Here is an 11,597-nt window from a genome sequence, read left to right as displayed (position 1 = left end):
CACATGAAACATTAAAGATATGATTAGGATCATACAATTCGGAATGATAAGAGTTATTATTCAAACTTGTTAGTTCAGTGGTACTAAACCCTATGTCTCTCGATAAATTCCTTCTCTGTGTCGAACATACCTATCATACTGGGAGCGTATCCGATCAAATTCTAGCAACTCAGTTTCTCGCTCAATTTTCGCAAACTAAACACCTCTTGCTTTCAGGTTTAGAATCCAACGTTGTAGATGTTGTTATCACAAGCCTAGAATGTTTAGCTCAAGACAAGCATGCTCCTATCAAAGACATCATCCACTGCTTTCAACAGTGGGATGACAGCGAAGTAAAACTAGCCGCATTGAATGCTATTGAGCACAACAACGATTCAGAACAAGCGAAGGGATTATTGATAGACGTCGTTTGTGACGATATCGATTACTGGGAAGGTGAATGGAATGATGGTGATGATATCCGTTTGAATGCTGCACGTATTTTGGATAACCATGAACTTAATTTAGATTACATTCAAGCGAGTCGTTTACTGCCCCTGCTTCGAAGTGACCCTGAGCCTGATGTTCAGGTCAAACTAGTCTCAGTGCTATCGCGTCACTCACCGGCACTACTTAAAGAGAACTTTGCAGTAACGCGCACAAGTGATATGCGTATGTTATTGAAAAGCACACCGGATAAAATAACGTTATTCAAAGCCACGCAACACCAAGATCTACGTTGCCAGCAAATCGCCTTTCAACGCCTGTCTCAAATGAACAGTCGTGAGTATTTGCAAATGTTTTTAACTGGCCTTTCGCACTTAGACCCACAGATAAGACAAACATCTCTCAGTACATTGGAAAAATGGAATTACCAAGTCGACATTAAGCACCTTGGTCAGCACGACTTATTGCAAGAAATTCCAATCGATATCCTTTCGGCACTGCTTAGCGATAATCACAAGCAACAACTCGTGAATCAATGGCAAGATAAACGGCAGCCCCCTCATTCAATAACGGCGATACTTCAGTTAATTTCGAGCTTAAACCCGCAGAGTAAACAAGCCCAACTTAGCCGATTTATGCCAGTCTTTTATGAGAAGTTTTCGAGCTTAGACGAAGCGACTCAACTTGATTGCTTGAATGTTTTATTAAGTGACGTATCACAAACCCTAAGCCTTGCCTTTACCCGTCAGCAACTGCAATCGGGCACTTGCAGTAATTCGGTGAGGCGACAACTCATTGAAAACCTATCTTATACTCTAGCACCGAGTTCTCAGGCCTATCTAAAAGAGCTCATAGTCGACTTACCTGTAATTATTACAACCAATCAAACAGAAAGAGAGACGGCGACAACAGAAGTACCACATCGAGAACTTGACGATCCGAATGATGACGCTAGTGCCACACAACCTCCTATCACTTCCACGCTTGATTCGTTGAGGCAATCAGCGCGTTCAAAACCTTCAGTAAGACATGCTCGAACCAAACGAGTTGCAATCGAAAGCTTGTCAAACCTAGCGTTAGCGATTGAATACTGTCAAGACAAGCAATATCTGATGGAGCTTTGCTCTATTGAAAAACTGACCAACCTATCCAACGCTGAATTTCACGCGCTAGTCATTGCCTTGCGTTGTCATCATATCAACTTGACTGACGTTGAGACGCCCTACTTCAACCAATCGGTATTAGATCTAGTCTTGAATGATCATTGTTCCAACCTCAAAAGTATCATCGATTGGCTTGGCACTCTCTGGATCGATCAATACCGTTTACAACTAATAGCCTCTGAAAGCCTCCCTCTACAAGTCTGTTTAGTGCGATATACCACTGACGAAACAGAATTACTCGGGCTACTAAAGCACCCTTATATTGGTATCCAAATCGCGGCGCTGAAGCAATTAAAACAGTCTGGTGGTTGTTCACATGAAGAGCTAGTTAGCTTGATCTTAGAAGAGCCAGTACTTTATCCTCAAATCTCTCTTTTTGATGCTAATACAGTCTACAACGTACTTGCTGAGAAAATCCAAGGTTCACCTTTAATAGCTCTACAAGCTGCGCTTGCGTTTCTTTGTACACAAAATATGCAAATCACATAACCTATTAGCACTAACAATCGACCCATTTAAGGTTTGACACACTATTTTTCGATTGGTTGGCAGGTTAAAAAACAGAACCAACAGATCACGGGCATTGTAAGACATTATATGGGTATGTATTACGGCAACTGCAATCACCCAATATCACGCGAAATCTCGGTATATTAGCACCACGTTCTAAATCATAAGATGTGTACTATGAAAGTGTTATCTTTAACTGCGTTCGCTGCCACTGTTCTTCTTGTCGGTTGTAATAGTTCAAGCCAAAGCAAGCCTGTGGCAAGCCAAGAAAATGTCAAACCATCCGTTGTTCACGGGATCACAATAGAAGCGGTCCCTTCTCAGTTCTCTGCGTATTCCAAAGCAGGTTATAACCGACATGTCGCGGTCAATGCCCCTAATGGCAAATCTATCCATATTCTAATTATGGATCGCCTGAGCAATTATCAGATAGTCAAAGCAGTCAATGTTCTCAATCACTATCTAACCCCCGTTGATGGCACTAAATACGGGAGCGCTGACTCAAAACGCGATATTGCAAATGCTATGGCGAACAATGGCGCAATATTGAAACTAATGAATTATCACGATGAGCCCCAATATAACGACGATTTGGATGGCCAACCCTTGTTCGAAGAGGAAATTCAAGTAGAAGGCGGAGAATGGTACGTTCGACAGGATTATGAAGAGCATCGCGATGCGTCTTACGAAGAAATTCTCCACCTAGTCCATGACTATGGTATTGGTGTTCTTAACTCCCCTCAAAGTGGCGAATCGGCATTACCTTTATTTCAAAAAGAGCTGAATACAATACAGACTCAGGCTTTACATAATGCCTATACACCTCCAGTTGACACTTTAGAAGAGTGGCAAGAAGAAGTCAGTGTTGACCAAGAGTACTTTGCAGCCGTCATTGATAGCTATTACGGGCTTTGGGGGGCGTATAGTGGCGAAGGTATGTGGGGGTTATACAAAGTTAAAACTCGTGACGACTTTTCTACAAGAGATCCTAACGCGCAATATATTACTGAACAGATTTTCTCTCCAACACTGGCTTACGACGCATACATTGCTGATACATTCACCGGCACTTTTAAAATGCAATATGACCCAGCAACGCCCTACACTCATCACTCTCAATATCTGACGAAACTAACGCTATCGGGCAAGAATAACGCAAATATTGAGATCAATGGATATGATAATAAGGTAACCGGAAATTTAGGTGTTAATACGGTTGTAGTACATGGTCCTAAAAGTGAATACCAAATCCACAATCTTGGGGGCGGTAAATTTCAGCTCAATGACACCGTTACTTCACGCGATGGCTTGAATACCCTATCAAGCATTGAACAAGTGCAGTTCACTGATCAGCGTTGGACTTTTTGACTAGCAACTTTCTCTTTGATTCAGCTCTAAATGTGTCTTACCTTTCGAAGGTAATAGATGGGTTTTACGGGCGTTCTTCTATCTGAAAAGGCAAAAGAAAAGCATTCAAAAGCCAAACCACTTTCCTGAAGACGTAAAAAAGCCCGACCATTTCTGATCGGGCTTTCTAAATAATGGAGGCGCCTCCCGGAGTCGAACCGAGGTCCACGGATTTGCAATCCGCTGCATAGCCACTCTGCCAAGGCGCCTTCAATAGTGTTTTAAGAGAACAACTCTTTTGAACATTACCAAACAAGGTAACAATCAAATAGATGGTGCCCCGGGCCGGACTTGAACCGGCACAACGCGAACGTCGAGGGATTTTAAATCCCTTGTGTCTACCAATTCCACCACCAGGGCACGCAATTCTTTATTGCGATGCCGATTACTGAAAAGTAAAACACCATCTTAATGTCAAAATGAATCAACATTACAAAATTTGGAGCGATACATCGGGTTCGAACCGATGACCTCAACCTTGGCAAGGTTGCGCTCTACCAACTGAGCTAGTATCGCATTTTCATTCTTCTAATTTCTTACCTTATAAAACGTAAGACAAAGAGAATGGAGGCGCCTCCCGGAGTCGAACCGAGGTCCACGGATTTGCAATCCGCTGCATAGCCACTCTGCCAAGGCGCCTTTATCAACATAAAAATATATTGAAGTGTTTTAAGAGAACCACTCGTTGTTCAACACTCTACTCAAAATAGAAACTAGATAGATGGTGCCCCGGGCCGGACTTGAACCGGCACAGCGCGAACGCCGAGGGATTTTAAATCCCTTGTGTCTACCAATTCCACCACCAGGGCAACGCAATCATGCGATGCTGATTACCGAAGAGTAAAACACCATCTCTCTGCGACCTAAGCCGTGAGAACGAGGTGTACTTTAACGGATAGAAAAAATTCGTCAACAGTAAATTTTATCTTTCAATTCAAGTGATTAATTATCGAACTCAAACGAATGAATTTAGTGCAGCTTGTACGGTTCTTATTCGTAGATTTTGAGTTTGAGTTTGAATTCAAAGGCCGAATTCCCATTTTCAGACTCACAAAATACTGTCAATTCCATTGAATTAAGGAAACACGCCTTCGTTTTCATGTGCTTTTCACATTCAAAGGCTAGAGTTTTAAGTAACGACTATTACGAAATGACAACGTGAAGCCACTAAAACGATACCAATATGAACGCTACGCTGTGCTCTGCAACCTCGCCTACCCTAGAGTTTTTAAACAAACTCGTTACGGTTTTGACCCTAATGGACAGCGCATCATAAAGAACCAGTTCGGAAAAACCATGATTCGAGTGTTGTGGAGTAGCGACAAAGATGAAGTGGTTGTGGTCATCAAAGGATCGCATAGTATCTCAGATTGGTTACTTACCTTTGCACTATGGACAAGAAGCTGTAAAAGGATTGGGCTCAACTATCGAGTGCATGCCGGGTTCTACCATCTGATGTTTCAAGAAAGCCAACCAAGCCGTAATGAAGATAAACTGGGACAAACCGTCATTGAACGCTTGGAAACCACTTTGATTCCTCTATTGGAACAAGGCAAAAGAATATCGATTACTGGCCACTCTTCTGGTGGCTCTATTGGCTGTGTATTCGCTGATTACTTGGACCAAAAATACCCAGGTTGTATTAAACGAATCGTCACGTTTGGGCAGCCCGCGGTCGGTGATTGGAGTTTTAAAAAAAACTACCGTTTAAGCAAGAAAACCTACCGTATCTGTTGCGACATCGACATCGTGACCTTTATGCCCCCGGTTCCCCTATTGTATTGGCATGTAGGCAAAGTACTTTGGCTCTATAACGGCAGGATTTACGAAAACACACCGACGTTAATACGCCTCGGGCGATCAATATTCAGTTGGTTAATCCGGCCTTTCTCTTATCACCTAATGAGTAAGTATATTCGTAACAAAGACTTCTTTGACAAACATTGAGCATGCTCTATAAATAAAAAAGAGCACACGCTTTTACAGCCAGTGCTCTTTCTAGTTTCTAATTGATCTTTGTGCTTAAGCTAATATTAGCCTGAACTTAAAGCTTGAATCGTGACAGCTCTTGTTTCAAGTCACTCGCTAAATGACTTAGCTGATCGGCTTGTGAAACCGCATCGGTCGCATCAACTGCCATCACATCACTCACTTCACGAACAGATTCGGTATTCGCATTGATTTCAGCAGTAACCAGTGACTGCTCTTCAGCAGCAGAAGCTATCTGAGTTGCCATATCGCTGATCATCTGAATTGCCTCACGTATTTGAGCCAAGCTCTCTCCGGCCATATCCACGTCATGTACGCTTGTTTTCGCCATATCGTGGCTTTGTGTCATCACTTTAACAGCACCGCTAGTCGCTTGTTGTAAGCGCTTGATCTTGTCTTCGATCTCTTCTGTTGAAGCATGAGTACGTTGAGAAAGCACACGAACCTCATCAGCCACCACAGCAAAACCTCTGCCTTGCTCGCCTGCTCTAGCCGCTTCAATGGCCGCATTGAGCGCGAGTAAGTTAGTTTGCTCCGCTATTTCGCGAATCGTCGCCAAGATAGACGCGATTTGCTGGCCATGCTCTTCAAGCTCACTGATAATAGACACAGCGCTTGTTAGCTCTGTCGCAAGCTCATTGATCGATGATTGGCTTTTAGCCATCTGTTGGAAGCCTTGTTCGCTCAACTCAACAGAGTGAGTCGCACTTTTGGCCGTACTATCAGCATTCGTAGCAATTTCTGCTGTTGCTGTCGCCATTTCTGTCACAGCTGTTGCAACCATTGTGATCTCGTCTTGCTGTCTGCTGACGCTATCGCTGCGTTTTAATGCGCTGCTGTTGGCGTGTTCAGCTCCGTTATTCATTGCCGTCGAAACATCAGTCACGTTTTTCATCATTGCATGAAGTCTATCTACGAACACATTAAACTTGTCGGCAAGTTGCCCTACTTCATCTTTACTCGACACTTGAAGGCGCTGTGTTAAATCACCTTCCCCTTCCGCAATATCAGCTAATGCTTCACTCACTCGACCCAGTTCAACTAATTGACGAGCCACAAACCATGAGGTTGCTGCAGCCATAACGATCAATACAATCAAACCTGTGGTGATTTGGCTAATCAACATATCGAACAGGGGCTGCTCCAGTACGTCTTTATCCATTTCAATCACAAGTAGCCAGTCGGTGCCTTTAATAGGCTCAGCCATAATCACGCGCTCATCACCACCAACTTGTGTAAAAATTGTCGTTAAGTTTTGTGCAGCACTGTTTAATCCAGAAACACTTAATTCAGGTGCTATCTCTTTGACTTGCTTAAGGATGAAATCTTTATTCTTATGAGCAACGACCGTGCCTTGCTTATCAATTAGGATCGCTCGTCCATTACCTGGAACCTGAATAGCCAATACATCTTCAATTAGCTTGTCTAACGCAAGGTTAGATGCCACAACACCGATGATCGAGCCATTCTCGGTCACTGGGTCTGTCAGTGTCACCACTAAGGTTTGCATGGTTACACTCACATATGGCTTGGTTGTTACTGCACGGTTCTCAGCTAAGGTTTGTTTATACCAACCTCGAACTCTTGGGTCATACCCCGCTTTATTCAATGAAGGATCATGACGGAACATCTCACCTTCTTTGTTACCGTAATAACTCAATCCAAACCCACCAGATACCAAGGTTTGACGTAAATGAGGAACAATATCTATTGAAGGGTTAAGCTGTACTTGTTGTTTAAGCCCATGTACTGCTTGTTTCTTATCGTAAAACCAGTCACTGATGCCCTTTGCATGGGCTTGAAGTGTATTACGACTTTCACTTTCTATAGCTTGCCAGCTGTTTGTTTGAAAAGTCTTATAACCCATGAAAAGAAGAATGGCAGATGTAACAGCAATCGCCAAAACTACAGAGAAAACCATTTTTCTCTTTAGACTAAATTGCATATTTAAGAACCTCTTATAGAATAATTAAAGAAATATAAAGAGGGACACTATCACTCATACACATGTTTTAATTAGGGTTATCCCATAAAACAATGAAACAAATTGAGCATTATGGTTAATTGTGACTTTGATTTATTTAGCGGTCTATCAACAAAGGTTCAACTTAGGATTCCACCAAAACGGCGTTGGGCTTAGCAAATATCAAAGGGAGAAATGAAGAGGTAAGGACGAAGAAACAAGAAGCAAAGTGCCAGAAACGAAAAAACCAGCCACGAGGACTGGTTTTTCTGAATAGTGGAGGCGCCTCCCGGAGTCGAACCGAGGTCCACGGATTTGCAATCCGCTGCATAGCCACTCTGCCAAGGCGCCTTCAATAGTGTTTTAAGAGAACAACTCTTTTGAGCATTACCAAACAAGATAACAATCAAATAGATGGTGCCCCGGGCCGGACTTGAACCGGCACAGCGCGAACGCCGAGGGATTTTAAATCCCTTGTGTCTACCAATTCCACCACCAGGGCACGCAATTCTTTATTGCGATGCCGATTACTGAACAGTAAAACACCATCTTAATGTCGAAATGAATCAACACTACAAAATTTGGAGCGATACATCGGGTTCGAACCGATGACCTCAACCTTGGCAAGGTTGCGCTCTACCAACTGAGCTAGTATCGCAATTTCATTCGTCTAATTTCTCATTAACTAAATAAGAGAGAAAGAGAATGGAGGCGCCTCCCGGAGTCGAACCGAGGTCCACGGATTTGCAATCCGCTGCATAGCCACTCTGCCAAGGCGCCATTTTTCAACACGTTAGAACCGACTAAACGTTAGCCCCGCTGTGTTCGGGTGCCTACTTTACGGATTGAGTGAAGATAGTCAAACAAAAATGTGAATTTAAATTCTGTTTGCTGACATTTAAATCAAATTGCTGCATGTTCGATCTCTTCAATCAAAAAACACACAGCAAAAACGATTTAAATAAGAAGTTCTAGCGCTACCACTTCTTCATGAAGCGGCCAACGAGACTTGGATGATACGACCAACAGTGATCAAACATGGTCATAAGTTGAGGGTTACCATACTTAGAAAGACTAACCGCATGGAAACGGTTTTTGTGCTCTTTCAATTTTTCAACCTGTGCAATCATTTCATCAGATTGCTTAGGGGCAATAAAGTCAGAAAGTACGATCAAATCTGCGTTCTTGTATTTATCACCCGTCATTAGGTCAATCGACTTCATGAGTACAGGTTCTAGATCCGTACCGCCGTGGAATGAATAGCTTAAGAAGTCACTCGCTTCACGCAGGCCATCTTGTCTTGTTAATTCATAGGTAATCTGCTCAGAAGAGAACAGAATCACGTAACAGTCTCTCTCTTCCGCAAGCGCGATTTGCATCAAAGCGTAAGCCATTGCTTTGGCTGATTGCTCTGGGAACCCACTCATAGAACCAGATGCGTCCACACAGACGATGAACGGACCTTTTTCAATATCGACGTTTTTGCTATCGGGCTTTTGCGCTTTTACTTTACGTAACGTGCGTGACTTACCTTGCGAGCGATAGCTAAGTAAACGTTTGTCAGCCAAATGTTTATAAAAGATAACCTCAAGCTCAGGATAAGCTAGGAACATGGTCTCGTTCGGCAGCATTTTGTTGAGGTCATCACTTTCATGAATCCCAACAATATCATCGACCGCCTCATCACTTTTCTCTTCAACCATCTGCAGTTCTTCTACAGGGGCTTTGTGTAAAGAAGGATCATCTTCCTCGCTAGCCATACGACCTAGCTTTTCAGCGATCTCTTGTAGGCCTTTGTGCTTATTCAGGAACTCAGCATGACGCTTCATGATGGTGAGATCAGTTTTACTTAATTTGGCAGACGCCATGTCCCACAAACGCCCTACACTGCCTTCATCACCAGACTCTGTCACTTTATCCATGTTTTTCATGGTTTCCATGCGCTGATAAAGGTCAGCTAAGACTTTTTCTTTACTTGTTTCAAGTTCAGTTACTTGAGCTTGTTTGATCGCTTCTGATAGTGATTGATACCATTGGTCACAAAAATAGTGTGGAAACATCGCGTTATAAACGCCTTTGTTGTTTTCCATCAAGCGTCTTGCTTGTAGATAAAACGCCGAGTGCCACTCCAGTTTTTTGATAACACTGTCTATCTCATCAAAGAACTGCGGTTCATCCCAATAGATCACTTCTTGGTAAAGTGCGATTTCCTCTTGGAAGCGATCAGTTTCACACACTTTAGTGACGCGTTTTTTTACTTTACCGCGCCATTTAACTAAGTGATTTTTCACTGATGTTTTAACGCCTTTGTTCTCAGCAGCCATCATGACTTGAGAACGAGCGATGAGATCATTCATCGCGGTATCAATGATGCCTGAATCAGCCACCATCAAAGCGAGGTTTAAGCCGTCTGCTCCTAACATATGCTCTCCCCTTACTCGAAGTACTGACTCATGAACTTAATACGTTGTGCGATCTTGCTACTCTTCACTTTCGTCGTTTCGAGATCTTGCGTTACCGCTTGCAAGCTTGATTCCATCGCTTTCGGTAAATCAGGGTCGATATAGTTATGAGGTAGCGCATCATGGAATTCAGTGCGAACTCGTTTTAACTTGAATTCAGCTTCAGTTAACTGCTCTAGGGCTTTCTCAGCACCACTCAACCACTTGTTGTATAATTCTTGGTCTAAACCGTCAGTTGTAACCACACTCACCAGTACAGAACGATTGGCAATATCTTTAATGACTAACTGGTTCGATGCATCCAAGTCGAGTTTTAAACGGCATAGGTTTTTATTTTCGTTAACGTAACCGTAAATGTCGCCATGGCCTTCTTTAAGAACTCGATCAAAATCGTCTTTGGCTACGTATACCCAACGGCTATCGCCTTTCTCAGATTCAGACACCGACATGTTGCTTTGCAGCATTACCAGTTTAACTAGGTTGTATGCACTGCCGACGCTGTACATTTTCGCGTTCTTGATGTCATTCTGATAAACGTCTTTACGCAGCAAGCCACTGGTTGACTCCATAGAGAGCGACACAGACAGCGTTGATTCAACATCGTCTTGAATCTCTTCAAGTTCTTCACGGGACATTTCAATTTGAGCCTTCGACTCTTGTTGGTCAAACGCTCGGTTCAATGCAAAGTCTTTTACCACACTACGAACCACATCACGCGATTCTGGGCTATGCCATAAACAATCTTGCAGTAGCATAATATCCAGCGGATTTACGCTATCACGACCACTGAAGAATGCGCTTGCCTTCAACAGCTTGACCGCTTTCTTCCAGCGTCTGTCCGATACGTATAGATCAGTTTCAGTAGCCGAACTTTGCTTTTTGACAGTCTCTTCAAGCATGGTTTTCAGTTCAAATAGCTTGTTGAACGAGTTATCTGTCAATTCCAGGTTATCGAGCTCTTTCTGCCATTGATGGTATTCAATATCAGTAATCGCCAAACCTTTTGGTATCACAGCTTCCTGAGAAGTACCCGTCGTCAGCATCGATTTGAAGTTTTGTTTGTTTTGAATACGGTTTACAAACACACGAACTAACATTCGGTCATAAAGTGCTTCTAGTCCGCTGTCTTCGTCAGGAAGTTCATTAGACGCTGAAACCAACAAGCGCATCGGCACGCGCTCGATGTCTGCGCCATTTTTGAATGTCTTTTCGTTAACGACCGTAAGCAACGTATTTAGGATTGCAGGACCTGCTTTCCAGATCTCATCAAGAAATACAACTTGCGCTGTTGGTAGGTAGCCTTCGGTCAGTCTGACATAACGACCGTTATCTTTTAATTCTTGAATACTTAGTGGGCCGAACACTTCTTCTGGAGTAGAGAAACGTGTCATTAAATATTCGAAATAGCTACTGTTGTCAAAAGCCTGGATGAGGCGTTTAGCGATGAGGCTTTTTGCGATGCCCGGAGGGCCTAATAGAAACACACTTTCGCCAGCCAGGGCCGCCAGTAAACAAAGCTTAATTGTGTCTTCTCTTTCATAAACGCCATCAGAGAGAGCATGTGCCAATTTGTTAATTCTTTCAGAGAGTAGCGCCTTGTCAGCATGTGAGGAAATAGAAGGGTTCATGCGTTACTCCGAAAATCTTTGAACAGTTGAGAGTGTAGATACGTTTTTA

At 43.0% G+C, this 11,597-nt stretch carries 6 protein-coding genes and 9 tRNA genes; 3 read left to right on the top strand and 12 right to left on the bottom strand.

The window, feature by feature from the left end; translation table 11 throughout:
* Positions 1-92: 92 nt before the first annotated feature.
* Both AACU28_RS04575 and AACU28_RS04570 read left to right on the top strand, forming a co-directional pair.
* Positions 93-2,078 (top strand): hypothetical protein, encoded by a 1,986-nt coding sequence (locus AACU28_RS04575; RefSeq protein WP_121602449.1) that lies wholly within the window; start codon positions 93-95, stop codon positions 2,076-2,078.
* A 198-nt stretch (positions 2,079-2,276) separates the two neighbouring features.
* Complete coding sequence (locus tag AACU28_RS04570) at positions 2,277-3,467, top strand: hypothetical protein (RefSeq protein ID WP_121602448.1); 1,191 nt, start codon at positions 2,277-2,279, stop codon at positions 3,465-3,467.
* A gap of 174 nt (positions 3,468-3,641) precedes the next feature.
* Here the strand turns inward: AACU28_RS04570 and AACU28_RS04565 are convergent.
* From AACU28_RS04565 to AACU28_RS04545, 5 genes are all read right to left on the bottom strand, one after another.
* Positions 3,642-3,715: transfer RNA gene (locus AACU28_RS04565), tRNA-Cys, on the bottom strand.
* A 64-nt stretch (positions 3,716-3,779) separates the two neighbouring features.
* Positions 3,780-3,866 (bottom strand) — tRNA-Leu (locus AACU28_RS04560).
* Positions 3,867-3,946: 80 nt separating this feature from the next.
* Positions 3,947-4,022, bottom strand: a tRNA-Gly gene (locus tag AACU28_RS04555).
* Positions 4,023-4,071: 49 nt separating this feature from the next.
* Positions 4,072-4,145, bottom strand: a tRNA-Cys gene (locus AACU28_RS04550).
* Between the two features lie 83 nt (positions 4,146-4,228).
* Positions 4,229-4,315, bottom strand: a tRNA-Leu gene (locus AACU28_RS04545).
* A gap of 349 nt (positions 4,316-4,664) precedes the next feature.
* Here AACU28_RS04545 and AACU28_RS04540 point away from each other — a divergent pair.
* Positions 4,665-5,453 (top strand): lipase family protein, encoded by a 789-nt coding sequence (locus AACU28_RS04540; protein WP_017077331.1) that lies wholly within the window; start codon positions 4,665-4,667, stop codon positions 5,451-5,453.
* 97 nt (positions 5,454-5,550) lie between these two features.
* Here the strand turns inward: AACU28_RS04540 and AACU28_RS04535 are convergent, their stop codons facing one another.
* The 7 genes from AACU28_RS04535 to AACU28_RS04505 all read right to left on the bottom strand — a co-directional run bounded on the left by AACU28_RS04535 (position 5,551) and on the right by AACU28_RS04505 (position 11,548).
* A complete protein-coding gene (locus AACU28_RS04535; protein ID WP_445329570.1) occupies positions 5,551-7,440 on the bottom strand; it encodes a methyl-accepting chemotaxis protein in 1,890 nt (629 codons plus the stop codon).
* A 295-nt stretch (positions 7,441-7,735) separates the two neighbouring features.
* A tRNA-Cys gene (locus AACU28_RS04530) sits at positions 7,736-7,809 on the bottom strand.
* Positions 7,810-7,873: 64 nt separating this feature from the next.
* Positions 7,874-7,960, bottom strand: a tRNA-Leu gene (locus AACU28_RS04525).
* Between the two features lie 80 nt (positions 7,961-8,040).
* A tRNA-Gly gene (locus AACU28_RS04520) sits at positions 8,041-8,116 on the bottom strand.
* A 48-nt stretch (positions 8,117-8,164) separates the two neighbouring features.
* Positions 8,165-8,238, bottom strand: a tRNA-Cys gene (locus AACU28_RS04515).
* A 197-nt stretch (positions 8,239-8,435) separates the two neighbouring features.
* Positions 8,436-9,881 carry an ATPase RavA stimulator ViaA gene (gene viaA, locus AACU28_RS04510; protein WP_102463610.1) on the bottom strand — a complete coding sequence of 482 codons (1,446 nt, stop codon included), beginning with the start codon at positions 9,879-9,881 and terminating at the stop codon, positions 8,436-8,438.
* 11 nt (positions 9,882-9,892) lie between these two features.
* Entirely contained in the window at positions 9,893-11,548 is a 1,656-nt protein-coding gene (locus AACU28_RS04505) for an ATPase RavA domain-containing protein (protein WP_017078724.1), read from the bottom strand.
* Between the last annotated feature and the right edge of the window lie 49 nt (positions 11,549-11,597).

Source organism: Vibrio sp. SBT000027 (genome assembly GCF_963894355.1).
In the GTDB taxonomy this organism is placed as follows: Bacteria; Pseudomonadota; Gammaproteobacteria; order Enterobacterales; family Vibrionaceae; genus Vibrio; species Vibrio splendidus.
The sequence above is the reverse complement of the archived record's forward strand: the minus strand, read 5'-3'. Positions and strand labels throughout refer to the sequence as shown.